At 36.8% G+C, this 21,141-nt stretch carries 26 protein-coding genes, 1 pseudogene and 1 riboswitch; of the genes and pseudogenes, 18 read left to right on the plus strand and 9 right to left on the minus strand.

Annotation, left to right across the window (positions count from 1 at the left end):
- Positions 1–97 precede the first annotated feature (97 nt).
- Positions 98–787: a polysaccharide deacetylase family protein gene (locus AC4G3N_RS12335; RefSeq protein WP_066106751.1), complete on the minus strand. Its 690-nt coding sequence runs from the start codon at positions 785–787 to the stop codon at positions 98–100.
- A gap of 150 nt (positions 788–937) precedes the next feature.
- On the opposite strand from AC4G3N_RS12335, the gene AC4G3N_RS12340 reads away from it, so the two are divergent.
- From AC4G3N_RS12340 to AC4G3N_RS12380, 9 genes and pseudogenes are all read left to right on the plus strand, one after another.
- The gene (locus AC4G3N_RS12340) at positions 938–1,240 is read left to right on the plus strand and encodes a DUF6509 family protein (protein ID WP_139892327.1); all 303 of its coding nucleotides are present in this window, start codon (positions 938–940) and stop codon (positions 1,238–1,240) included.
- A gap of 26 nt (positions 1,241–1,266) precedes the next feature.
- Positions 1,267–1,460: riboswitch (cobalamin riboswitch) on the plus strand.
- A gap of 110 nt (positions 1,461–1,570) precedes the next feature.
- A complete protein-coding gene (locus AC4G3N_RS12345; protein WP_139892328.1) occupies positions 1,571–2,536 on the plus strand; it encodes an ABC transporter substrate-binding protein in 966 nt (321 codons plus the stop codon).
- 152 nt (positions 2,537–2,688) lie between these two features.
- Positions 2,689–3,300, plus strand: a complete 612-nt coding sequence (locus AC4G3N_RS12350; protein WP_490552346.1) for a TetR/AcrR family transcriptional regulator — start codon at positions 2,689–2,691, stop codon at positions 3,298–3,300.
- A gap of 29 nt (positions 3,301–3,329) precedes the next feature.
- The gene (locus AC4G3N_RS12355) at positions 3,330–4,502 is read left to right on the plus strand and encodes an acyl-CoA dehydrogenase family protein (protein ID WP_148630748.1); all 1,173 of its coding nucleotides are present in this window, start codon (positions 3,330–3,332) and stop codon (positions 4,500–4,502) included.
- Positions 4,462–5,679, plus strand: coding sequence for an acyl-CoA dehydrogenase family protein (locus AC4G3N_RS12360; RefSeq protein ID WP_491090269.1), 1,218 nt, complete (start codon positions 4,462–4,464; stop codon positions 5,677–5,679). Before AC4G3N_RS12355 ends, AC4G3N_RS12360 begins: the two co-directional genes overlap by 41 nt.
- 113 nt (positions 5,680–5,792) lie before the next feature.
- Positions 5,793–6,158, plus strand: coding sequence for an SCP2 sterol-binding domain-containing protein (locus AC4G3N_RS12365; RefSeq protein WP_066106771.1), 366 nt, complete (start codon positions 5,793–5,795; stop codon positions 6,156–6,158).
- A 224-nt stretch (positions 6,159–6,382) separates the two neighbouring features.
- Positions 6,383–8,260: an AMP-dependent synthetase/ligase gene (locus AC4G3N_RS12370; protein WP_140461698.1), complete on the plus strand. Its 1,878-nt coding sequence runs from the start codon at positions 6,383–6,385 to the stop codon at positions 8,258–8,260.
- A gap of 35 nt (positions 8,261–8,295) precedes the next feature.
- Positions 8,296–8,622: pseudogene (locus AC4G3N_RS12375) on the plus strand (steroid 3-ketoacyl-CoA thiolase); the annotation flags it as partial.
- On the plus strand, positions 8,622–9,401 hold the full coding sequence (locus AC4G3N_RS12380) for an enoyl-CoA hydratase/isomerase family protein (protein ID WP_140461696.1): 780 nt from the start codon (positions 8,622–8,624) through the stop codon (positions 9,399–9,401). The pseudogene AC4G3N_RS12375 and the gene AC4G3N_RS12380, both read left to right, overlap by 1 nt.
- 91 nt (positions 9,402–9,492) lie before the next feature.
- On the opposite strand, the gene AC4G3N_RS12385 is transcribed toward AC4G3N_RS12380, so the two are convergent.
- Complete coding sequence (locus AC4G3N_RS12385; protein ID WP_139892333.1) at positions 9,493–9,966, minus strand: hypothetical protein; 474 nt, start codon at positions 9,964–9,966, stop codon at positions 9,493–9,495.
- A 114-nt stretch (positions 9,967–10,080) separates the two neighbouring features.
- Between AC4G3N_RS12385 and AC4G3N_RS12390 the strand changes: the two genes are divergently transcribed.
- Positions 10,081–10,278 (plus strand): YwbE family protein, encoded by a 198-nt coding sequence (locus tag AC4G3N_RS12390; protein WP_491090270.1) that lies wholly within the window; start codon positions 10,081–10,083, stop codon positions 10,276–10,278.
- 80 nt (positions 10,279–10,358) lie between these two features.
- Here AC4G3N_RS12390 and AC4G3N_RS12395 read toward each other — a convergent pair whose 3' ends face one another.
- Positions 10,359–11,096, minus strand: coding sequence for a YqcI/YcgG family protein (locus AC4G3N_RS12395; protein ID WP_139892335.1), 738 nt, complete (start codon positions 11,094–11,096; stop codon positions 10,359–10,361).
- 185 nt (positions 11,097–11,281) lie between these two features.
- Positions 11,282–11,779 carry a cupin domain-containing protein gene (locus AC4G3N_RS12400; protein WP_066106790.1) on the minus strand — a complete coding sequence of 166 codons (498 nt, stop codon included), beginning with the start codon at positions 11,777–11,779 and terminating at the stop codon, positions 11,282–11,284.
- A 441-nt stretch (positions 11,780–12,220) separates the two neighbouring features.
- Between AC4G3N_RS12400 and AC4G3N_RS12405 the strand changes: the two genes are divergently transcribed.
- Positions 12,221–12,751, plus strand: a complete 531-nt coding sequence (locus AC4G3N_RS12405) for an HD domain-containing protein (RefSeq protein WP_066106793.1) — start codon at positions 12,221–12,223, stop codon at positions 12,749–12,751.
- A 183-nt stretch (positions 12,752–12,934) separates the two neighbouring features.
- The gene (locus tag AC4G3N_RS12410) at positions 12,935–13,741 is read left to right on the plus strand and encodes a formate/nitrite transporter family protein (protein WP_066106796.1); all 807 of its coding nucleotides are present in this window, start codon (positions 12,935–12,937) and stop codon (positions 13,739–13,741) included.
- A 314-nt stretch (positions 13,742–14,055) separates the two neighbouring features.
- Here AC4G3N_RS12410 and AC4G3N_RS12415 read toward each other — a convergent pair whose 3' ends face one another.
- The gene (locus AC4G3N_RS12415) at positions 14,056–14,262 is read right to left on the minus strand and encodes a hypothetical protein (protein ID WP_066106799.1); all 207 of its coding nucleotides are present in this window, start codon (positions 14,260–14,262) and stop codon (positions 14,056–14,058) included.
- A 138-nt stretch (positions 14,263–14,400) separates the two neighbouring features.
- On the opposite strand from AC4G3N_RS12415, the gene AC4G3N_RS12420 reads away from it, so the two are divergent.
- Positions 14,401–14,910 carry a GNAT family N-acetyltransferase gene (locus tag AC4G3N_RS12420; protein ID WP_180349988.1) on the plus strand — a complete coding sequence of 170 codons (510 nt, stop codon included), beginning with the start codon at positions 14,401–14,403 and terminating at the stop codon, positions 14,908–14,910.
- Positions 14,911–15,164: 254 nt separating this feature from the next.
- Here the strand turns inward: AC4G3N_RS12420 and AC4G3N_RS12425 are convergent, their stop codons facing one another.
- Positions 15,165–15,770 (minus strand): hypothetical protein, encoded by a 606-nt coding sequence (locus tag AC4G3N_RS12425; RefSeq protein WP_491090271.1) that lies wholly within the window; start codon positions 15,768–15,770, stop codon positions 15,165–15,167.
- Positions 15,771–15,986: 216 nt separating this feature from the next.
- On the opposite strand from AC4G3N_RS12425, the gene AC4G3N_RS12430 reads away from it, so the two are divergent.
- The 5 genes from AC4G3N_RS12430 to AC4G3N_RS12450 all read left to right on the plus strand — a co-directional run bounded on the left by AC4G3N_RS12430 (position 15,987) and on the right by AC4G3N_RS12450 (position 18,768).
- Positions 15,987–16,166 (plus strand): hypothetical protein, encoded by a 180-nt coding sequence (locus AC4G3N_RS12430; RefSeq protein WP_066106805.1) that lies wholly within the window; start codon positions 15,987–15,989, stop codon positions 16,164–16,166.
- A gap of 204 nt (positions 16,167–16,370) precedes the next feature.
- Positions 16,371–16,868 carry a kinase gene (locus AC4G3N_RS12435; protein ID WP_441294135.1) on the plus strand — a complete coding sequence of 166 codons (498 nt, stop codon included), beginning with the start codon at positions 16,371–16,373 and terminating at the stop codon, positions 16,866–16,868.
- A gap of 170 nt (positions 16,869–17,038) precedes the next feature.
- Positions 17,039–17,344: a hypothetical protein gene (locus AC4G3N_RS12440; RefSeq protein ID WP_066106813.1), complete on the plus strand. Its 306-nt coding sequence runs from the start codon at positions 17,039–17,041 to the stop codon at positions 17,342–17,344.
- A 1-nt stretch (position 17,345) separates the two neighbouring features.
- The gene (locus AC4G3N_RS12445; protein ID WP_066106817.1) at positions 17,346–17,549 is read left to right on the plus strand and encodes a helix-turn-helix transcriptional regulator; all 204 of its coding nucleotides are present in this window, start codon (positions 17,346–17,348) and stop codon (positions 17,547–17,549) included.
- A gap of 841 nt (positions 17,550–18,390) precedes the next feature.
- On the plus strand, positions 18,391–18,768 hold the full coding sequence (locus AC4G3N_RS12450; protein ID WP_491090272.1) for a hypothetical protein: 378 nt from the start codon (positions 18,391–18,393) through the stop codon (positions 18,766–18,768).
- A gap of 240 nt (positions 18,769–19,008) precedes the next feature.
- Here the strand turns inward: AC4G3N_RS12450 and AC4G3N_RS12455 are convergent, their stop codons facing one another.
- The 3 genes from AC4G3N_RS12455 to AC4G3N_RS12465 all read right to left on the minus strand — a co-directional run bounded on the left by AC4G3N_RS12455 (position 19,009) and on the right by AC4G3N_RS12465 (position 20,741).
- Positions 19,009–19,641: a hypothetical protein gene (locus tag AC4G3N_RS12455; protein ID WP_491090273.1), complete on the minus strand. Its 633-nt coding sequence runs from the start codon at positions 19,639–19,641 to the stop codon at positions 19,009–19,011.
- A 216-nt stretch (positions 19,642–19,857) separates the two neighbouring features.
- Positions 19,858–20,337, minus strand: a complete 480-nt coding sequence (locus tag AC4G3N_RS12460; protein ID WP_491090274.1) for a hypothetical protein — start codon at positions 20,335–20,337, stop codon at positions 19,858–19,860.
- Positions 20,334–20,741 (minus strand): hypothetical protein, encoded by a 408-nt coding sequence (locus tag AC4G3N_RS12465; RefSeq protein WP_491090275.1) that lies wholly within the window; start codon positions 20,739–20,741, stop codon positions 20,334–20,336. The genes AC4G3N_RS12460 and AC4G3N_RS12465 overlap by 4 nt, the downstream gene beginning before the upstream one ends.
- Between the last annotated feature and the right edge of the window lie 400 nt (positions 20,742–21,141).

Consider the following 21,141-nt stretch of genomic DNA (forward strand, 5'->3'; position numbering starts at 1 on the left):
TGTTTTATAATGTAAACCTTATTTCAGGTTAGAAAAGAAGCGTTACAGAATAATGGACAGCATTTGCGATTTGAACTGATAGGAGTATTTATCATTTTTAAAATTCAAAAGTTGGTGTGGACTCATCCATTATTTTAAAGGTGTATCCCTTATGTTTCAGACGGCGAATGATTTCCGGAAGCCCATCCACGATTGTTGTATTGCCGTTAAAATCATGCAGGAGGATATAGAGATTTTCTTTTTCACCTACCCCTTGCATAATTAATTTAAGTAATTTTTTTTCTGGAATTGGAGGATTTAATCCATCGTTAGCATCGCAGTTCCAATCATAATATTTATATCCTCTTTTTATTACCTCAGTCTTTAATTGATCCATTAAATCAGTCCCGGCATATTGTTTTGCGACATAGTTATTGGAGCCGCCGGGGAATCGTAGGATTTTCGGGCTTACGCCTACTTCCCTTTCCAAAAATTCTTCCAGTTGAGTAATGTCTTTAAAAAAAGTATCCTTGGATCGATAGATTTTGGAATAATTATGAGAATAGGAATGCAGTCCAAGAGCGTGTCCATTTTTTACGATATCTTTATATAAATACATATGTCCCGGGCTGGCTGTTCCCGTTACAAAAAAGGTTGCCTTAACATCCTGAACTTTGAGGATATCGAGGATTTCCTGTGTGATGTTTGAGGGACCATCATCAAAACTGAGGTAGGCTGTCTTTGCAAATGTTTCAGATGGAATAAGAAGCTGGATAATGAGCAATGTGAGAACAGATAGAGTACGCATAATAAACTCCTATGGATTAAGTGATTTTAATATAGTTTTTGATTCTTGTTAAAAAATATTCCTAAACGGAGTTGAATAATTGGGTAAAATGTTTAATAAAGAGATTGAACATGTATAATAGACATAAGCATTTTAGAAAGGTTGATAAAGATGATCGAGATACAAAGTTATACAGTTGAGAAACTGGAAGACCCGTTTGGTATCCTTTCTGGAGAAAGGTTCGAATATGTACTGGAGATTTCCGTTCCCGAGGAAGATGAACTATATACCGATAAGGGTCTTCTGTTGCGTGTTATATATGTAATGGATGAAAATCAGGACCAAATTTCAAAATATGAGTTTATAGAAAGTGAAACACAAAGTATTTTGGATTTTGAGCTTGAGGAAGATGAATTATCGATGGTTTTACAATTTTGCAGGGAACATACTGATGTTGAATATGAAGAAGAATGAAGATAGCTGATTATATAAAAAATATAAATATTGAATAGTGTAAGAGTGCCTTATTTATTAGGATAATAGGGAAACCGGTGCAAATCCGGTGCAGCCCCCGCTACTGTATACGCGGATGAAATGATTTGTAAACCACCGGCTCTTTGTTTAGAGCATGGGAAGGTAAATCAGAGTAAATTGATGCGTCAGCCAGGAGACCTGCTCTTTCTTTTGTATGTACTATTTTTCGGAGGGAAAAGTAGGCGTCCAATCCTGTTATTTTAATGTGGATTTTCGCCTTAGCTTTTTTCGAGCTAAGGCTTTTTTATTATGTTGGAAAGGGGAATAACTATGCTAAAAAAGCAAAACTATTTATTTTTATTTATGCTAATGCTTACGCTATCTATGTTAATGTTTGGGTGTTCGTCAACTGAAGATGACTCAAACCAGAAGAAAGAGGTTTCTGAATCAACGTCCACAGCCTTTCCTGTTGAGGTAAGGGATGGATCCGGAGAAAGCATCAAGATTGAGGAAAAGCCGGACACGATCGTATCCTTGCTGCCAAGCAATACTGAAACGGCCTATGCACTAGGTCTTGGAGAGAAAATCATTGGTGTATCAGATTATTGTAATTTTCCTACAGAAGCTGCTGACAAACCTAAGGTCGGCGGGTTAGAAATCAATATTGAAAAAGTGTTGGAATTAAATCCGGATCTTTTATTGCTTTCTGCCAGTCATTTTAATAATGCTAAGGATACCATTAAACAATTCCAGACAGCTGGTATTGATGTTATTATCGTACCTGACGCCAATTCGTTTGATGGTGCATATGGAACAATTGAATTGATTGCTAAAGCAACCGGAACATCAGACAAAGCTGATGAAATTATTTCGGATATGAAAAAAGAAGTAGCAGAAATTAAAGAGAAAGCAAGTGCTATAAAAGATAAGAAGAAGGTTTGGATTGAAGTATCTTCCTCACCGGATTTATATACAGCGGCTAACGGAACCTATATAGACGAAATGCTTGATATCATTCAGGCAGAGAATATTGCCGCTGATCAAGAGGGTTGGGTAACAATGAATGAAGAACAAGTCATTGATCGCAATCCTGATGTTATTCTTACTACATATGGCTATTATATTGAAAATCCAGAAGAAAAGGTATATGGAAGAAAAGCTTGGTCCGAGGTACCTGCCGTTCAAAATAAGCAGGTTTATGATGTAGATAATGACACAGTGTCAAGACCGGGACCACGTTTAACAGAAGGCTTGCAATTGATAGCTGAAAAAATCTATCCTGAAATATTTAAATAAACATTTTCATTTAAGAGCCGCCCATTTTACTTTGGGAGGCTCTTTTTTTGTTGAAGAAAATAAATTAAATTTTCTAACAATTTTGTTGAAATTTCCCTTTTGTGTAGGTATGATGATACCAATACGTATTCGTACTCACACATGGGATTGGAATGATAAGAATGTTATATGTAAATGACCTGCCGACCGAAGCAAGAGATAAAATGCTATATGCAGCCCTGCAATTATTCACTACAAGAGGTTACAAGAATACATCAGTTCTGGACATAGTTGAGTATGCACATGTCTCGAAAACAACGTTCTACCAACAATTCGGCAATAAAGAGACTTTGATTGTTGCACTTTGTGAAAGTTTGATTGGAGAAGTTGCAGAAGAGATTAAGCTTGCAGCTTTACGGGAACCACGCATTGGTTATAAAGCATATGCCGGAATTCTTCGCTATTTGGAAATTTGCTTTTCCAATAAGGCTGTTGCCAATTTTATTTTACTCGAATCAGTCGGAGTTTCTTTCGAAGTAGAACTGGTCAGACGAGAAGCACTTAAAAGTTTCGCAGATCTTATCTTTTTTTTTGCTTACCAGGAGTTTCCGGAGAATGTGAATGAACAGGAAGTTAGGATCATCTCTCAGGCAATGGTTGGAGCAATCAATGAGGTCGTCATTCAAAAATTCCGGGAACCAAATCACCAAAAGACAGATGTAGAATATCTTGCTAGATTATTAAACCGATTGGTCATGCGCTCATTTAGCAGTCTCTCAAATTAATAAACTATTGATATGAAGGAGGGAGAAAGTTGGTTTCTTTTTTACCAAGTGAGGAAGAAAAGGCATTTGTTGATGTAGCAAAGGATTTTGCAATTCAAAAGATCCGTCCCTATGCCAGGCAAACGGAAAAAAATCAGGGTGTAAGTGAGGACGTGGTCAGAAAGTTGAGTGACCTTGGATTATTAAATTTGGAACTGCCTGAATCATACGGTGGCCTGGAATTGCCGCTCGTTTCCCAGGTACAGATTGTTGAGGCGCTTGCTTATGGTGACCTTGATACTATTCAGGGGCTTCCAGGAGCCGGGGAGGGAGCATCGTTTATTCGACTAAAAGAGGATCATAACGCATTTTCTTTTTATCAAACTCAGTGTGAAACGGGAATTTGCCCAACAGTCGCCTTTGTTTATCCCAATCAACATAAACTCCAAATTAAAAAAATAGACAATGGATACATCATTGATGGAGAAACGAGTCCGCTGAAAAATGCCAGAAAGGCTGAATATCTATTAATTGCAGGAACTGCTACTAATGGTGAAGCGGTGTTGTTCTGGATAGATCAAGACAATAATCATTCTTGGAGAGTGCTTGACGGTGATTATCGCTTGGGGCTATTGAGTGCCGGCTTTTCGAGAATTCAGCTTAAAGAAGTAAGCGTTTCCAAAAACAATATTTTGGCTAGTGGTGCCGAAGCTGAAACTTGGATGGATCAATCATTGAGCCGTGTACGTACGTTAGAGGCTGCAAAAGAAATTGGTGTTATGGCAGCTGCCCTTGATTACACAGTTGAATATACCTCCCAGAGAAAAGCGTTTGGGGTAGAAATCGCAAAATTCCAGGGTGTTTCTTTTAACCTTGCACAAATGGCTATCCAGACGGGTGCAGCAAGGCATCTTGTTTTATATGCGGCAAAACAAATTGATGAAGGTGAAACTGATGCTGTTTTCCACAGTATCCAGGCACTTAAAAAAGCCCATCAATCGCTTCGATATGTAACAGATTCAGCTGTACAGCTCCTTGGTGGGCATGGATATGTTCAGGACCATCCTGTTGAGAAGTGGATGAGGGACGCTCAGGCACAAGTCGGTTGGTTTGAACAAGAGGGCGATTTAGAAATCAGGGCAGGAAACTGGATCATGTATGGTAAGGAGAGGGGGATGAGTAATGATCACATACGAGTTGACGCCACATCAAAGTCAAGTTAAGGAAGTGGTCCATTGGTTTGCTGAAAATGAAATGCGACCGGTATCCATGATTGCCGATCAATTAAAGAAAGTACCGGATGATTGGCTGGATAAAGTAAATCAACTCGGAATTTCTTTAAGCATGTCTTCTTTTGGAGAGTCCAATGATGATAAAAAGAAAAAAGATTTTAAAAAAGCGAAGGAGCGCCAAGGAAATCGATTGGGAGTCATTGCCTCTGAGGAATTAGGCTGGGGAGATTGCGCGATTGCCTTGACGCTACCCGGGCCAGGGCTTGGAGGTCCGCCTGTTCAGCATAGCGGCACACCGGAACAAAAGGAACGTTTTTTATCCATTTTCTCCAGAGATGAGAAACCGAAGTGGGGAGCATATGCTTTGACTGAACCAGAGGCAGGTTCTGATGTATCCGGTTTACAGACGACAGCTGTTAAAGTGGACGGCGGTTATGTGATAAACGGGCAGAAGATATTTATTACAAATGGCAAAAGAGCTTCCTGGGTTGTTGTATTTGCTACGGTAGACCGCAATTTAGGTAGGGCTGGTCACCGGGCATTTGTTATAGAAAAAGGTACACCCGGCTTCTCATGCTCGAGATTGGCGGAAAAAATGGGTCTTCGTGCTTCTGAAACAGCAGAACTTGTGTTTGAGGATTGCTTTGTTCCGGATGGAAACCTTTTAGGTGGAGAAGAGGCCTATGTCAATAAAGCGAATGGATCAGGTGGCTTCAGGGTTGCTATGAAAACATTCGATAACACAAGGCCCATAATCGCAGCTATGGCTACCGGAATTGCAAGAGCGTCCTATGAATATACATTGGATTTTGTAAAAAGAGAATATCCTCAGCACGGCAATCATTATCATCAAGCCCTGAGACTCTTCTCAGAGATGCAGCAAAAAATTCAGGGAGCTCGTCTGTTAACCTGGGAAGCTGCCTGGAAAGCAGATTTGGGAAAACCGAATGCAAAAGAAGCAGCCATGTGTAAGGCCTATAGTGGAAAGATTGCTTTGGAGGTTACTTCAGCCTGTCAGGAAATACTCGGTCCATATGGTCTTGAGGGACATCTAGTCGAGAAATTATATCGTGACGCAAAAATTTATGACATTTTTGAAGGGACTAATCAAATTCAGCAATTAATTATTGCGCGTCATCTGTATGAACCATATGGTATTCGTGTGTAATGATTTTATAAATACGTTCAGGAGGTGGTGAAACGACAGGACAAAAATGCTGCATCTAAATAAAACTGAAAAATAAAAAAATATCCTTTAATAATAAAGGGAGGAATTTTAAAATGGGAAAAGCAATTGAAGATTATACATTAAGAGAGTCTTTTGAAAAAATTGAGGAAGCACTTAAAAACGATCCTCAGCCAATTCAAGGAATTACGACACGCTATCAATTCACAATCACCGGTTCCGAAGAAGGAATCTATCAGCTTAATATACACGATGGTCAGGCAGAGGTAGTCGAAGGAGAAGAAACACCAGCGGATTGTACACTCACCATGTCTGTCGAAAACTTCCGCCAATTCCTTCTCGGCAAACTAAACGGAACCGTAGCCTTCATGTCCGGCAAACTAAAAATCAAAGGCGACATCGGAAAAGCAATCAAACTAGAAGGAATACTGAAACAATATAACGTAAAGGAATATTTATAAGAAAGGCTGAGGCGACTGTTCAGCTCCGACAAGCATAAGAGGAGTCACGTAGGGAGGTGTTCTCCCTCCAGCAGTGGCTACACTTATGACTCGAGGAGCTAGGAGCCGAAGCTAGATCTCGCTAAAAACGGAGACCATGTAAGGTGGACCAAAGACTAAAAACGCCACATCGTGTGGCAACGTCTTCGTGACCCTACGACGTGTAGGCCTAAGGGAGGTGTTTTATGAAACCTGCAAATTTGGTAGAGATGGTTTGGAGAACAGCCGAAAAAAATTCACAAAAGAATGGTTTTTTGGTTAAAGTAGCAGGTGAATATAAGGGGATCACATACAGGGATTTTTGGATACAGGTTTCACAAACGGCTGCCGGACTGGCACATTATGGGGTTGGCTTTGGTGATCATGTAGCCATATTATCTGATAATAATCCTTACTGGGCTATAAGCGATATAGCGATTATGAGTTTGGGTGCAGTCAGTGTGCCAATCCATTCAACTTTACCATCTGATCAGATTTCTTACATTCTCAGTAATGCAGACTGTAAGTTTCTTTTTGTAGAAAATCAAAAGCAACTGCAAAAGATTCTTGCTAATTCTACTCTCGATAAACTGATTATCTTTTATCCCGGTGATTCCTTAGCAGAAAAGAAAGAAGATATGCTGACAATGGAACAATTAATGTCAGCAGGTGAAAAACATCCTTTATTTAACTGGGAAGATGAGTTCCAGGCAATAACAAGAGATGATTTAGCAACGATTATTCATACCTCGGGAACAACTGGTTATCCAAAAGGTGCAATGTTAACGCATGGAAATATTTTATCAAATGTTGAAGGCGTTCAATTTTGGGTGTTGGAAGCCCGGCCTGACGACATCATGTTATCCCACTTACCACTATCCCACATATTTGAACGTATGGCAGGTCAATTTTTTCCTTTGTCAGTTGGTGCAACAATTGCTTATGCAGAAAATATTGATACCGTACAACAAAACCTTCTAGAAGTACAACCTACCATCCTAGTCAGTGTCCCATTGTTATTTGAAAAAGTATATGCCCAGGCTCAAAAGATGGTCGAATCCGGTACCCCTATTCGCAGAAAAATTTTTGACTGGGCACTTAAAGTCGGAAATACAAGATATAAATATTATTTATCCAGTGCTACAGATGTAATGGTTCGTAAAAGTGAACTACCGAAAGAGTTTAGGAGAAAGTGGAAAATAGCTGATAAACTTGTCTACCAAAAAGTAAAAAAACAATTGGGTGGAAGAATCAGAGGCTTTATATCAGGCGGAGGAGCTTTAAATCCAGAAATCGGGAAGTTTTTCTGGAGTGTTGATCTTCCGGTCCTTGAAGGATATGGCCTGACAGAAACCTCCCCCGTTATCTGCGTAAATCCGTTTTCCAGAACCAAAGTTGGAACAGTAGGAAAACCATTGCCGAACCTGGACGTCCATATCTCAGATGATGGTGAGGTACTTGTTAAAGGCCCAAGTATCATGAAAGGTTACTATCATGATGAAGAGGCTACCAAGGAACACTTTGAAAATGGGTGGTTCAAGACTGGCGATATAGGCGAGTTTGATGAAGATGGCTTCTTAAGAATTGTGGATCGAAAGAAGCGGATTATAGTACTTACTTCGGGGATAAATGTGGCTCCACAGCCTGTGGAAAATGCACTTCACCAAAGTATTTATATAGAAAATGCCGTTTTGGTTGGACAAAATCAGAAGTATGTAATCGTCTTATTAACTCTAAATTATGAAAATCTTAAGAGCTGGTGCAAAAGGAAGGGCATTCGTGGTTCTGTCAATGAGTTGGTTACGAATAAAAAAGTACAGGAATTGATTACGAGAGAAGTAAAATCCAATACTCATAAATTCGCACGCTATGAACAGCCCAAAAAACTAATCATTGTAACGAAAGAATGGACTGTGGAGGGTGGGGAGATGACTCCGTCCTTAAAGGTACGTTTTAAAGAAATAGAAGAAAAGTATAAAGAAGTTATTGAACAAATGTATGAAGAAGACGCATATGCAGAGATCGAGGTAGCTGCTAATGAAGTAGCAGTTGGCCTGTCATTGCCTAAATCGAAAGGAGATTAATAAGTATGTCATTTTCACTGGAAGGAAAAGTAGCTCTTGTTACCGGTGCTATTATCCCGGCAACACAAAAGGTATTGGATAAGGCAGGTCTTTCCATGGATGATATCGATATTTTTGAAGTGAATGAAGCCTTTGCTTCAGTTGTATTAGCATGGGCGAAAGAGCTGAAACCAGACATGGATAAAGTAAATCCGAATGGAGGAGCGATCGCATTGGGCCATCCTCTGGGCGCAAGCGGAGCTCGTCTTATAGCTACTTTACTTAATGAATTGGAAAGAACAAACGGAAGATTCGGACTTGCAACCATGTGTATCGGTTTTGGTCAGGCAATTGCCGTAATACTGGAAAGGGAGGTAGGGTAATGGGGCAAAATTGTTTGTTGGAAGTAACAGATAGGGTGGCAATCATTACGATCAATCGACCTCCCCTAAATACATTGAGCAGAGATACATTATATGAGATTGGCACCTATTTGGATGATATCGAAAACAATCATACAATTAGAGCTATTATAATAACCGGAGCAGGAGAAAAATCTTTTTCAGCTGGTGCAGATGTAAATGAATTTGCAGATTTAGCGGATCCGGAAAAAGCGAGGGCAACGATTCAAGGGATGCATGATCTATTTAACCGAATTGAGTCTTTCTCTAAACCTATCATTGCAAGCATAAACGGTCGTGCGCTGGGTGGTGGGAATGAATTGCAAATGGCTTGCCACTTGGTAATAGCTGCAGACACAGCAGAGTTTGCTCTTCCAGAAATAAAGCTCGGAATTATGCCTGGCTATGGGGGGACCCAACGGCTGCCAAGATTGATTGGCCGCAGGCGGGCTCTTGAATTAATCTTAAGTGGTGAAAAAATTTCGGCGATAAAAGCATTGGAGTATGGTTTAATCAACAAAGTTGTGCCTGCTAAAATGCTGAAGTATGAAACTTTAGCGATTGCAGCCAATTTAGCTGAAGGGCCGCCGCTTGCGCTTAAAGGGATCCTTGATTCTGTGGGGAGAGGTACAGAAGTTTCCTTAGAAGATGGAATCTCAATTGAACTAGAGAATATGCTGAAAATAGCCCGTTCGGAGGATGCGATGGAGGGAATCAGTGCCTTCTTTATGAAGCGAAAGGCAGAGTTTTCAGGTAAATAAATTAGATAGTGTCTGCATGGTCCGTTTATTTGTTGGATTAAATAGGAACAGCCCATTGGATTATGGATTACCAACGGGCTGTTAGGTTCGTTTACTTTACTTTATGGAATCCTTCTTCCATTAAATAAGATTTTGCTTCATTGTAGGATGGGAATGTGCCATCTAGGTTTAAGCCAGCATATACATTCCACATATCCTCTTCTGCTATAACGGTAAGAGTATGTCCTTCGTTATTCCTCCAGATTTCTTCTTCACCTGCTATATCGCCAGCATAATCTTCATAAGGATCAGTAGATAGAAGCTCTATGGATTTAGCTATGATAGTTTCTAATTGCTCAGCGGAAAAATCCTTGATATTCACCAATCCCTTTTGACCCACACGGTACCCAGGAATGCCTTCTGCATAAACGAAACCATTACCGTTTGGATGCAGGTGATAAACAACATTCGATTTATCTAATTTGCTTTCAGGATATTGATAGTTGATACGCCCAAGTGAAACATTTTTACGTTCGAGTTCCTTAAAGGACTCTATAATTGCAATTTTTTCTTCAAAAGTTAACATATTGCCTCCAAAAAAGTGGATTTTACTATTTGTCCATTATACCATTAGTGGATAGATTACGTTATGCTCAATGAATGTATTTATGGATCGAGATAAATAAGGGAGGTTAGAAAAATGAACAATGGAAAGAATCGTAGTGATATACGAGCAGGACAGGAAGTCGATATCGTGTTAAAAAAAGACCAGCGCTCAGGTGCATTAACTCGCGGTATCGTTAAAGATATTTTAACCAATTCAGCAACACATCCGCATGGCATTAAGGTACGGTTAACGGATGGTCAGGTAGGACGGGTTCAGCAGATTATTAAATAATGTATCGAATCTTGAAGGCGTACAAGCTCCCACTCTATAAAAAAGAAGCTGATTCAATGATCAGCTTCTTTTTTATATGATTATGAATCTTTATGGTGAAATGGACATTTCCCAGCGATTGGTTCTATATCATCACCGATAAAGTATTGCTTCCATTCATTATGGTTTTGATCCCCATAATGACTGATATCCGGATGCTTAGGGAGCTGATCCCATTTCTCTACTCGTTCACGAACTTTCTCTCTGGACATGATTCCGCCTTTTTCAGTCCCTTCAAGTCCTTCAAAAATCATTCGCGGTTGAAAGCCAAGAACTAAACTATTACCGAGGTCACGGGTTTTCCGTTGCTTGTAGGCAGGGCAATTGCCGAAGATAAAGAATGGTTCACCGGCAAAGTGAAAGTCCCAAAGGAAATGTTCAGGATCCTTCGGTTTATCCTCAGGCCAAAGCTTCGGATCATGCTCGTGTAAATACTGTAGGATTCTCCAAAAATAATCTCTATAGTAAGGGATATCGCGTTCCTCTTTTTCAGGTTCAACAAAAACAAATAAACCGTGTCTTATATGAGGTGGATTCTTAAATAGTTCAAGAAAGCTTTCTACTGCTTTTGGAAGAGAGGACCAATCATTATGAGTCATATACGCATAACGGAGTTCTCCTTTATTTTCTGCTTTCATACCAAAGTAACATGGAAATGTTGGGTTTGTAACAATGTTATGAAATGTTTGGTATTCTTCTGTTACCCATTGTGGTACTATTTGTGGATTGGTCATATCTTGTTTTTCTAATAAACTTAAATTTGTTTTTGTATCCGGCATATAATAATTCCCCTATATATTCATTTTAGTAAGTTCTTTATTCCCTATTAATAGTCTTTGAAACATTTTGAAAGACAGTAAAATATTGTTTTGCGGAACGCTAAAAAATCAGGAGATTAATCGCTGAACAATTTAAAGTCACACTACTTTATCAAACGGTATAACATGCATATCTTCTTTTGAAATTATACCTGCCACTCTTTTATCAGAGGACCATCCTTACCGTTAATAGGATCAGTCTTTGGGATGGGAACCTTGCTAATTTCCTCTAATACTTCAGGACGTTCATTTTCTTTCCCGTATTTAGTGTTATAGTCCATCCCATTTGGATAAGCTCCAACGACAGAAAAGTCAGAGCTGGCTCTAAGGCGTTTATGGCCGGTTCCGGCTGGAAGAATAATCACATCACCTGACTGAACATGAATCTTCCTTCCTGTTTCACCGCCAATCATAAGGGTGGCTTCACCTCTAATAACCCCTAGTACCTCATGAGAATTACTGTGATAATGATGATAGTCAAATACCCCATTTGTCCAACTATTTAGCCATTGATTTTCATTAAATAGGCTTTCCATAGTGGATTCAGGGCTGTCTACAGCTTGATCATATAGAATGACTGGTAAGTTTGGATTATTAGGTATCCTACCATCATCCTCGAAGAAAAAAGTTTGATACTGATTCATTTGTACTCCTCCTCCTGTATTCACAAAATTCCCTTTTTAGATGATGATAAACAAGTCAACCTGGATATTTTTGTATGGGAGTTTTTCGGAAATACTTATGTTTTTTCTAAACTAGTATCTGCCCAACTACGAATTTTGCCGTTTTTAAAGACAGGGCATGAACATACAATAATGAATAATAACTTGGTCCATGTTAATATCTTGACAAGCTGCCACGGTTTTCCAAGATTAGCGATAATACTAGCCATAAAGTGCAAAAGAATGAATGCGAATAAGGGTGTAAAGGAAGGCTAATTGTAAAATTTCGTTTAAAAGTACAGAAACAAGATAATTTTATAGAATAATAAATTCCTTTTAAACAGTGAAGTATCCATGCTATAATGCACAAAAATATATATTTATCTCTATAAATATACAAAAATAACCAGGGAGGGAGACCTTATGAGAGAAGTAACTTTACTTGATATATTTGAGCATCGCATTGCTCAAAAATATTTAAATCGTTCTGGCTTGGCACATGCAATTGCCGTTGCTTACCATGCCTTTCATTTAGCGAAAGAACAGAATATCGATGTCGATTCTGCAGCAAAAGCAGGTCTGCTCCATGACATTGGACATTTTACTTGGTACCGTAATGGTAAATGGGATTATGATTTATATAGAAAGAACGATATACATCCAATTAAGGGCGCTGAAAGAGCGCATAAATTATTAATAAGGCTTGGTGAAAATCCGGTTCAGGCGAAAACGATCTCCCTCGCAATTTTATTTCATACAGATTCCTTTTTACCTTCAAATGATATTGTTAGAACACCTCTTCAACAGATTGTTAAATGGGCAGATGAAAAAGATGAAGAGGAAGGCGGCCTTCACCATTATCGGAAGATTGAGTATGAAAGAGCGAAAGCCAGTATTATAAAACTCGATTCCATGATTGATGAAGAATTAAAAGAACATAAAAAAATGATATAAATTAAATCCCCATCTGTAAAAAACGGAGGGGATTTTTTAGTTAACATCATTAGAATTTGAATTATTCATAAAATGTTCTCTTTAAGCATTTCTAAAATACGAATATAATAAACTTGGATAGATTGATAATTATTTCCATATGATGATGTGGAAGACGTATTACATAGATTGGAGAGAACATACATGAGTTTCAAAACTCCACAGGAAATTGCCATAGCAGCAGTAGAAGCAGGTGTGAAGAAGACCAGTTTACCTTTAACAAATTTATTACTATTGGGATTTTTGGGCGGTGCTTATATATCTGTGGGTTATTTACTATATATCCGAGTAACCGCAAGCTTGCCTGAAGACTGGGGGACCTTTGGAACATTTATTGGTGCATCTGTTTTCCCACTTGGACTTATTTTAATTTTAATTGCAGGCGGAGAATTATTGACTGGTAATATGATGGCAGTGCCAATGGCCTGGCTTGCCAAACGGATTCCTTTCTCACGATTAGTTCACAATTGGTTTTGGATTACGATTAGCAACTTCGCAGGTGCTATTTTTGTAGCTTATTTCTTTGGCCACTTAGGAGAGTTTACAGCCAGCGGTGTCTTTCTCGAAAAAACGGTGGACGTGGCTGCTCATAAAATAGATGTTGATTTTTGGCCGGCTCTTATTTCAGGTGTTGGTTGTAACTGGCTTGTGGCATTAGGTGTTTGGCTTTCATACAGTGCAAACGATATCGCAGGGAAAATAGCAGGGATATGGTTTCCAATCATGGCATTTGTAGCAATTGGCTTTCAGCACGTAGTAGCGAATATGTTTGTGATTCCGGCAGCAATATTTGAAGGTTATTTTACCTGGATGGATTATTTTAATAACTTTGTACCTGTCTTTTTGGGGAATGCCATAGGCGGATCTATTCTTGTTGCTTTTGTTTACTGGAAATCCTATCAATCCTATATAAACCCTACCACCAAGAAAATAAAATCGGAAAGTATGTAACAATTGTGAGAGGCAGTCGGTCGTTTCACTATATGATACTCCTATAATATGTTCAAAAAACACTTAGATTTAATAAAATCCGTGTTTTTATTTCATCTGTTCCATTTTGGGCTAGATAATCATGCCGATCAACGCCATCCCATATTTATAAAAGTGTAGTAGTATTACTGCATAACCATGTTACCTAAATATGAAGAAAAAGGGCTAAACAACATAGCGCCTTTTTCAAGTTTGCAGTCAAGAATATTATTTTGTTATTTAAGCCTATGATGAACGTGGGAATCAAGATAGCCTGTCTGATATTAAAAAACAGTTCAATCTTCTTCACTCTGTCGGGCAGCCCATAGAACAATGGCTAATATCATAAACAATATTTCCATTAAAGGATCGTTTGTTACGGCTTTTAATAGCACTAAAAGGATGACCCCGTTTACAGGATTTTCGTCTGTCAGCATAATCACAATAATATCCAGCAGCGGGAGGGCGAAATCCAATATATTTAAGTCATTTTCAGATTCCATTCTTACAGTCCCTTCCGTTTTTTTATCATCGTATTCGAAATAAATGAAGAAGTGCGTTTTTGCTGAGACAAAGGGCGTAGGAAAAGAGCGTGGCAGGATACATATCTAAATAATTAAAAGCAAGTGGAGAGTGATAATTTGAGTATTGAATTGCTCAAGGCAGATGAAAAGGATGCAGCAGCTTTATTTGCCATCCAACGCAAATCGTTCATGCCTTTATTAGAAAAATATAAGGATTACGATACGAATCCTGCAAATGAAAAAGTAGATCGGCTGATCCTACGATTAAACAATCCTAATGGTGTATTTTATAAAATTATGTTCAATAAACAGCTAGTTGGAGCCATTAATATTCTGTGGAGAGAGGGGACCGAAGAATATAAAATCAGTCCCATGTTCATTTTACCTGAATATCAGGGGATGGGAATTGCACAGGAAACAATAAAAATCATTGAAGATTATTATTGCAAAGCAAAAAGCTGGGAACTGGCCACGATAAAAGAAGAAGAACGGAATTGTCATCTATATGAAAAAATGGGTTATATAAATACCGGTGAACTCCGAAAATTAAATGAGAATACAACACTGATTTTCTATAAAAAGCTTATGGAAGAGCAAGCAGTAGGTCATAAAAGTGAAGAAAGATAATTAATCAATTGTATTCAAATCTGGGGAAAGGCTATTTATACCTTCTTTAAAAATAAGTTATTATCTCCCCTTAACTGAAGATTCTCGGTGTTTTATCGAGATGAAATTTTTTTAAAATAAATTGCTCCGAAGAGGAAATAGTATAAGAGAGGGAACCAATTGAATTGTTTTACGAAAAGCAGAATTTGTATAGTGGAAATACTATTCATTCATGAAAAGAGCTGCCTTCATCGGGAAGACAGCTTAAAATTGGCTTACTTATTCTCTTCTGTTTTATTCTCATCTGTTTGGATATCATCCGGATAAACGATGGTATCAAATGTTTTGGAGGTTTCTTCGTTCTTTAGCTGGAAGGTAACCTTATAATCATCTTCATTTACACCATTAAATAATTGATAGTACAGTGATTGATAAGCTAAATTGAAGAAGGCAAATCCGTCTATACTGCTGTTTTCATAAAGCTCCTGATCCATTTTAATCGTATACTCTGTAAATGATTTATTGTGTTCTATCTTTTTAATTGAAGGAAAGTCTTCATCGGCTTCTATTTCTTTAATGGAAGTGTCTATTGTATCTCCCATCTCTTTCAGCATTTCCTTATGCTTAGATTTGGACATTTTATATGTAACCGATCCATCATCATTTACAATTACTTCTTTTACCCCGTCCTCTTTAGCCTCTTTCTTTAGTTTCACCATATCTGTGTCTTCAAAAAATGATGCAGGTAATGTCACTTCAACATTTACCATTCCCTTATTGACATCCACATTATCGGAATTTTTATTTTCCTCATCCTTTGATGAGCAAGCAACCAGCATAATACTCAATACTAATAGAAAGAGCAGTTTACCACTTTTCATTATGAACCCCCTGAGATGTAATTAATCTTTTATTAACGTAACAAATTTAATAGGTAGTATCTAAATATTCACCGAAAAATATATACTGAAGATTTTGGTAAATTAACTAATGTAATACTTATTTTATGGATAGTAAATAGATTTGATACACAAAAGCATTATAGATAATATAAGAAAAACTTCTATGTTAGAATAATCACAAAGGAGGCAGATGCTATGAATACAGTTCCCTTAATAATTGCTGTTATTGCAGGTATTCTTTATGGTTCCGTACGTTCCGTGAAAAATCAAAATAGTAAAGATGAATCTGCAAAGAAGGAAGCAGGCCTTTACTTACAAAGTATTGTGGTTTGTATTGCTGTTTATTTAATAGTGAGCTTCGTTCAGAGTATCTAAAGACTATACATATTCACTTAAGTAAGGATTTTGATCTAAATTTAAAAGACCGTTTAAGCAGTAGAGACATAAAGTCGCTTTCCTAATTTATAGGAGGCGACTTTTTTACTTAGATGATAAAAAGGAAAATGATTAATCATACCGAATTATTATTTTCATAAGAGGCTTATAGAGAAATAAAAAACATAATAGGGAATGGGATTGATGGAATCAAACTTAATTATTCTAAGAGGAAACTCCGGAAGTGGAAAAACAACCATTGCTAAAAGCATTCAAGATCAGTTAGGAAAAGGTACCCTGTTAGTTTCTCAAGATAATGTTCGGCGTGAGATGTTGAAGGTTCAGGATAGAGAAGGAAATCTTTCGATTGATTTGATTCGTCAAATTGCTGAGTATGGGAAAGGGAGATGTGAACACACCATTGTTGAAGGAATTCTGAATAAAAGTCGCTATGGTCAAATGCTAAATGACTTAATCCAGTTCTATGGCGGAAAGGCATATATCTTTTATTTTGACTTGTCATTCGAAGAAACGGTAAAACGTCATCTCTCACGTGATAAAAAGGAAGAGTTCGGTGTAGATGCTTTACGAAAATGGTGGACCCCAAATGATTATTTGGAAGTGGAAAATGAAGTGAAAGTAACAGGTCATTTAACACATACCGAGATAGTGGATTTGATTTTAATACAACTGCAAGAGTGATGATGATAGCAGGGAGTTAACCTATAGAAGTGAGATACATTAGATTACTGCCTTTGAATAATTTATATTATTTAGAAGTCCGATATGTAAAAACTTTTTGACATTTATGATGAGTATGGATACAATAAAAATGTCAAAAGGTTTTTACATTTTCAAAGGAGCTGTCATTAATGGATTGGTTAGCTATCTTGCTGTTGTTTGTGATTTTAGCAATTTGTGTTTTACTCATCATCGTTACTCTTGTGTCATTACCTCAACTGGGTGATGAAAGAAAAGATTTTATTAAGATGAAAGCTCAGTCGTTTGCATTTGCAGGTGTTATTGGATATTTATTGATTAATCTTGTTGAATCTATTTATGTAACTTTCTGGACAGACAATACTTACGAAGGCATAAATCCATTTACTGCTCTTATAGGTATTTCTTTAGTGTATTTAATCTCACTACTATTTTGCAAAAAGAAATATGGTGGTTAAGTTGAAAAATCATATTAGAGAATTAAGAAAATCAGCAAAGCTATCTCAAGAAGAACTTGCTAAACTTTGCAATGTATCACGACAAACGATAAATGCGATTGAAAACGATAAATATGACCCTACATTACAATTGGCTTTTAGTATAGCTGCTGTATTAGATACAACAGTAGATGAATTATTTATAAATGAGGATATGGATATGTAATTTTAGACCTTAACTTAAATTAAGGTCTTTTTTTAAGTGCTTAGAAAGTCTTAGGAGTTAAAACCTGTATTCTGAATTTGACTCTCAGAAACCTTCTTTCAAGCAGAAGAAAAAGGAGCAACGACTGTAGCTCCTTAACAAATCATTATTAATTGTTTTTTATGTTATTTGGGGGAATGGAAATGTACTCGCTGATCATTATGGCTGTAATAGAAAATAACTTAATAAATTCTAACTATACAGTAGTACATCTTCACTCATAATTGTTATGGAGGTCCGCTTTGAAGTTCTAAGGTCAAACGCCTAGTTAACAAATTGTGCACTAGTTGTGCAACTCAACCGATTCTTTGCATAGATGTCTCCTGTAAAAAAAGAAAAAACCCTTGCTACACAAGGGTTTCCCGGTATGGAGCTAAGGGGATTCGAACCCCTGACCTCTTCGCTGCCAGCTACAGGGGGATTGTTAAATAAGTAAAATACGTTAAATACGTATGGTTTTGTTGTTCATTTTGTTAAATAAGTTCGGTTTTGTTTATTAAAAAAATTAATTCTGTGCAAAAATGTGTGCAAGGTGGGTATGGTGGTCAGTGGAATTTAATAATATCGGCATAAAAAGCAGCATTCACTTGCTGCTTTTTTCCTTTATGTAAAAGGATAAGGATTTGATTGTATCCTTACCCATTTAGCTACAATCTGAAATGTGTAGTATAATACAAGTGTTTTTCTTTTTATATTATTAGAATTAAAGCCCAGTTACTTTAAGTACATTTCTTCACAAACTTGTGATATTATACAGGCAATTAGACAGACAAAGCTTAGCAAGGTATTGGAGGAATTGATAATGCAAAGAAAATCTGTAATTTTGTTAGTTGTTATAGTTGCTCTTATTTTTGGAATTGGCGGATATTTAATAGGGATAACTAAAAATACCAATTTTATAGTCGGAAATATAGAGAAACAAGAGTCTACCGAGGTTTATAAAGATGCTTACAAAAAAGGTTGGTCGCATTGGTTTTCTGGTTATGGAATGAATGGTGAGGGAATGCAATATATAGATTATTACGAATATGGCAGAAACTATGATGCTGTATTTACAAATGACAAAGATGCCTTTTTTGCTGGTTATAAAGATGGGTTCTATTATGTAAATCATAGTGATCCTAGTGAAGATTACAATACAAGAATAGAAAATGCATATGAGGAGTATTATTCCAATTAGTATTATAAATTCCGATTTATCGGTGAGCTTGATTTGAAAGTACATAAGACACTTCGGTGTCTTTTTCTATATCATCGTCAATTTACCCAGTTAGACCTAATTGTTATTTCTTGCACTAACCTGCCCCGTTAACTACATAAAAAAAGGAACTGGATTACAGCTCCTTGATTCTTTAACGCCTCGTATGCTTATCCCCTTAATGTATACCGAGTTTTTATATAATAAATCGCTAACTTTATTTTACCTTAGTCTTTCAAATTTAATATTTTGATTACAAGTTTCAGGATATCTTGCCGCAACATTTTTTAAATAGTCCTTAGCTTCTCTCCTAACACAAGGTAAAGATGCTGTTGGGCACACTTTATTTACTCTACTCATAAATGTATCAGAGAGGTCGTTATCTTTAGGCACATTTATACTTCCTGCCGTTTTTACAATATATTGACCAATTTCAGCTACCTCATATGTACAAATAGTATTAGATAGGTCGCTCTTCTTAATTCTAATATCTACTAATTCTGGAGTTGAATTATTGCAACAACCAATATAAATAGCACATTTAGCATCATTGTTTATTTCTATATTATCCATATGATCATATACATATTGATAGGCTAACTTATGCAAACTAGAGAGCTCACAGTCTTTTTCATTTAAGAATTCGAGGAAACTACTTCTGAAACTAGGATCTAAACGGCCTGAGATACTAACTAACTTATCATTAATTTTAAAAATCTTGTCTGCATTTTCATTTCTACCTATTTCAGTTAAGTCTCTTTCTATATTGATTTCTAGGGAATCAGAGCCCATTAAAATATAAGGGACTTGGCCAATATCGTTAGGCCTAGCTGCAATAGCAATTAGAATAGTCATATAATTACTCCCTTCCAATTCTATGAATACGTTTAATATTTAAATAACACAAAAAGGGTTTCCTAACTTGCAGTAACCCAAAATCTTTATAGAACTAACCTGCCCTTTTATCCAATAAGAGCTTTAGCAAAAAAACAGTAATCCTCCTTGGATCAATGCACCCGTTACTTTAAGTACATTTATTCACAATCCATATTGAGTTTTTCATAGCAAAAGTTATTTTTTCATTCTTTTTAGAATCACATAAAAGCTACCCAGAAATAACGCACCTATCAACAATAAGCCAACAAAAATCATACCAATTAACTTATATAATCTTTTTTCTTCTCTATTTTCTTTTTCTACTTCATCTTGTTTTTGCTTTTCTGCCATTTCTATTTCACGTTCGATGTCTGCTTCGTTATCCTCAATCTCAATTAATCTCTGTTCAAGAGCTTTGTATGCCTTTGCTTTACCAATGAATTCTCCACGGATTCTTGAACATTCTAAACTTAAATTTATCTCTTCAGTATTTTCACTATCGAATCCCCGAATTTCTTGGCACATATCCTCATTTTTCTCGTTTAATTCTATAATTTCTGACTTTAATTGTTCCATTTTTTCTTCTATGTCCTCTTTTGTTTCTGCATTCACATATAAAGGAAGAGAACTCACCAAGCAAGATATAAACACCAAACTACATACCGATTTCTTCATTCCAACCACTGTGCAGTATCCAAATCGATAAAGTCTGATAGTTTTATTTTCGAGTGAAAGTCATTCCCGTATTCGCCTGCTCGTGTCTGTTCATCTAACTTAAATGAAATGTCGTAAAGTCGACCTTCTTTCGTTTTTTTAATCAGGTTGTTCTCAAGGAAATAAGATATGATCTTTCTGTGGGTATCGATATCATCATAGTTTAGGTAAAAGCAGGCAACCCCCGTATTTGCGGTGCTGTGCTTTGCCTGTTCAACGATATGATTTTCTACCGCTCTTTTACATATCTTCTCAACAAAACTCCTGTTGTCAAAGAAATACATCCACTTTCCACTCTTCTCCGTAACAAGCCTAGTATCCTCGTTAATATAATAAATCCAAGTAATGTTTTCTTTTATTAGCATAGTAACTCTCCTTCCGTGTCATTGTAGCTGGTGTGTTTTATTTTTTCCTATGCACATAAATCATTTGCAAATTTTTCAAGTTGAGGCAAATAGGATATAAATAATTCTCCGTAATATTCTTCAATACACTGTGAGACACAAAAATCATTCTCTAGGTATAAATTTTTAGTTTCTTCACCGTAGGAGGGTTCAAAAATGATAATGAAAAAGTAAAATACACACCTTCCTAAAAATATTGTACGTAATTTAATTCTCTTTTCATAAGTAAAATTCCTTCTTCTGCTAACCTGCCCCGTTTGTTGAAGATACAAGGGTATACTTGTTATTTCATATTATCATTTTAATATTTAGAATGTTTCAAATTTCAATTATGTGGTATTTAATGGAAAATAAAGTATGC

It is taken from the genome of Bacillus sp. z50 (genome assembly GCF_058313585.1).

Excerpts from the sequence above, each read along its gene's own strand:
- AC4G3N_RS12335 (WP_066106751.1), bottom strand. The coding sequence starts at position 787 with ATGCGTACTCTATCTGTTCTCACATTGCTCATTATCCAGCTTCTTATT.
- AC4G3N_RS12340 (WP_139892327.1), top strand. The coding sequence starts at position 938 with ATGATCGAGATACAAAGTTATACAGTTGAGAAACTGGAAGACCCGTTT.
- AC4G3N_RS12345 (WP_139892328.1), top strand. The coding sequence starts at position 1,571 with ATGCTAAAAAAGCAAAACTATTTATTTTTATTTATGCTAATGCTTACG.
- AC4G3N_RS12350 (WP_490552346.1), top strand. The coding sequence starts at position 2,689 with ATGATAAGAATGTTATATGTAAATGACCTGCCGACCGAAGCAAGAGAT.
- AC4G3N_RS12360 (WP_491090269.1), top strand. The coding sequence starts at position 4,462 with ATGATCACATACGAGTTGACGCCACATCAAAGTCAAGTTAAGGAAGTG.
- AC4G3N_RS12365 (WP_066106771.1), top strand. The coding sequence starts at position 5,793 with ATGGGAAAAGCAATTGAAGATTATACATTAAGAGAGTCTTTTGAAAAA.
- AC4G3N_RS12370 (WP_140461698.1), top strand. The coding sequence starts at position 6,383 with ATGAAACCTGCAAATTTGGTAGAGATGGTTTGGAGAACAGCCGAAAAA.
- AC4G3N_RS12380 (WP_140461696.1), top strand. The coding sequence starts at position 8,622 with ATGGGGCAAAATTGTTTGTTGGAAGTAACAGATAGGGTGGCAATCATT.
- AC4G3N_RS12385 (WP_139892333.1), bottom strand. The coding sequence starts at position 9,966 with ATGTTAACTTTTGAAGAAAAAATTGCAATTATAGAGTCCTTTAAGGAA.
- AC4G3N_RS12390 (WP_491090270.1), top strand. The coding sequence starts at position 10,081 with ATGAACAATGGAAAGAATCGTAGTGATATACGAGCAGGACAGGAAGTC.
- AC4G3N_RS12395 (WP_139892335.1), bottom strand. The coding sequence starts at position 11,096 with ATGCCGGATACAAAAACAAATTTAAGTTTATTAGAAAAACAAGATATG.
- AC4G3N_RS12400 (WP_066106790.1), bottom strand. The coding sequence starts at position 11,779 with ATGAATCAGTATCAAACTTTTTTCTTCGAGGATGATGGTAGGATACCT.
- AC4G3N_RS12405 (WP_066106793.1), top strand. The coding sequence starts at position 12,221 with ATGAGAGAAGTAACTTTACTTGATATATTTGAGCATCGCATTGCTCAA.
- AC4G3N_RS12410 (WP_066106796.1), top strand. The coding sequence starts at position 12,935 with ATGAGTTTCAAAACTCCACAGGAAATTGCCATAGCAGCAGTAGAAGCA.
- AC4G3N_RS12415 (WP_066106799.1), bottom strand. The coding sequence starts at position 14,262 with ATGGAATCTGAAAATGACTTAAATATATTGGATTTCGCCCTCCCGCTG.
- AC4G3N_RS12425 (WP_491090271.1), bottom strand. The coding sequence starts at position 15,770 with ATGAAAAGTGGTAAACTGCTCTTTCTATTAGTATTGAGTATTATGCTG.
- AC4G3N_RS12430 (WP_066106805.1), top strand. The coding sequence starts at position 15,987 with ATGAATACAGTTCCCTTAATAATTGCTGTTATTGCAGGTATTCTTTAT.
- AC4G3N_RS12435 (WP_441294135.1), top strand. The coding sequence starts at position 16,371 with ATGGAATCAAACTTAATTATTCTAAGAGGAAACTCCGGAAGTGGAAAA.
- AC4G3N_RS12440 (WP_066106813.1), top strand. The coding sequence starts at position 17,039 with ATGGATTGGTTAGCTATCTTGCTGTTGTTTGTGATTTTAGCAATTTGT.
- AC4G3N_RS12450 (WP_491090272.1), top strand. The coding sequence starts at position 18,391 with ATGCAAAGAAAATCTGTAATTTTGTTAGTTGTTATAGTTGCTCTTATT.
- AC4G3N_RS12455 (WP_491090273.1), bottom strand. The coding sequence starts at position 19,641 with ATGACTATTCTAATTGCTATTGCAGCTAGGCCTAACGATATTGGCCAA.
- AC4G3N_RS12460 (WP_491090274.1), bottom strand. The coding sequence starts at position 20,337 with ATGAAGAAATCGGTATGTAGTTTGGTGTTTATATCTTGCTTGGTGAGT.
- AC4G3N_RS12465 (WP_491090275.1), bottom strand. The coding sequence starts at position 20,741 with ATGCTAATAAAAGAAAACATTACTTGGATTTATTATATTAACGAGGAT.